Source organism: Cloacibacillus sp. An23 (genome assembly GCF_002159945.1).
Lineage (GTDB): Bacteria > Synergistota > Synergistia > Synergistales > Synergistaceae > Caccocola.
The window spans coordinates 1-1,305 of the sequence record NZ_NFJQ01000028.1; the positions used below are offsets into that span (position 1 = coordinate 1).

At 41.5% G+C, this 1,305-nt stretch carries 1 protein-coding gene and 1 pseudogene; both read left to right on the forward strand.

What is annotated here, in order from left to right; translation table 11 throughout:
* Window positions 1-327, forward strand: a pseudogene (locus tag B5F39_RS14350) (NAD-dependent epimerase); the annotation flags it as partial.
* 31 nt (window positions 328-358) lie between these two features.
* Window positions 359-1,305, forward strand: a 947-nt coding sequence (locus B5F39_RS13930; RefSeq protein ID WP_158096081.1) for a glycosyltransferase family 4 protein, incomplete at its 3' end; no start/stop codon positions are given.

The window sequence follows — 1,305 nt, forward strand, 5'->3', positions numbered from 1 at the left end:
GATAACCGCCGCAGCATGATATACATAGACAACTTCTGCGAATGCGTGAGACAGATAATAGACGCTGCCAGAGGCGGCATATTCTTCCCTCAGAACGAGGAATACGTCTCGACGAAAGATGTAATAGTAAAAGCCAGGGAAATAACCGGACGTGGAACGGTGATACTTCCGTGTCCGAAATTTGTCGTAAGTCTGTTCAGCAAAAACGCGACATTTAACAAAGCGTTTGGCTCGAAAATATATGATAAAAATCTGTCTCAATCCAAGAAGTACATAACAGTTGATTTTACCGATGGCCTGAAAAGGATGCTCGTCGATCATGCGTGATAAAGTATTGATGCTTGCATCCGTCGCTTCGATGATAGACCAGTTCAACATCCCCAACATCAAATTATTGATAGATATGGGGTATAAGGTGGATGTTGCCTGCAACTTCGTAGAAGGCAACACCTGCTCTGATGCGAAAATTGAAGAATTAAAAAACAAGCTCACGGAAATGGGCGTGGACTATTACCAGATAGACTTTGCAAGAAGCGTCAGACATATATTGCAAAACCTAAAGGCTTATCGCCAGGTACTTAGCCTTATGAGAACCAACCAGTACAAATTCATCCACTGCCATTCTCCGATAGGCGGAGTATGCGGAAGACTTGCTGGACACAGAACACATACAAAAGTCATATACACAGCCCACGGTTTCCACTTCTATAAAGGCGCGCCGCTGCTGAACTGGCTTGTGTACTACCCGATAGAAAAATACCTGTCACGCTACACGGACGTGCTGATAACAATAAACAAGGAAGACTACGCCATAGCCAAAAACAAAATGCACGCGAAACGAACTGAATACGTTCCTGGTGTCGGCATAGATGTAGAAAAAATCAAGAGCGTAAAAGTTGATAGAAACAAAAAACGCGCAGAGTTAGGCATACCGCAAGATGCATTTGTCCTTATATCTGTTGGAGAACTGAATAAAAACAAAAATCATGAAGTTGTTATTAAAGCAGTTGGTGCAATGAGGGAAACACAAAATATACATTACATAATTGCAGGACAAGGTCCTCTTGATAAGTATTTGCTCAGTTTAACTGAAAAATATGGACTAGAAAAAAGAGTCTATCTGCTTGGATTTCGTACTGATGTTATTGAATTACTGAAATCGTCTGACGTCTTTGTTTTTCCATCACGCAGAGAAGGATTAGGTCTTGCGGCTTTAGAAGCTATGACTTCTGGCTTGCCTTTAATTACTACATATGTTGGTGGAATCAAAGACTATACACAAGATGGTGTTACCGGATGCTGTTT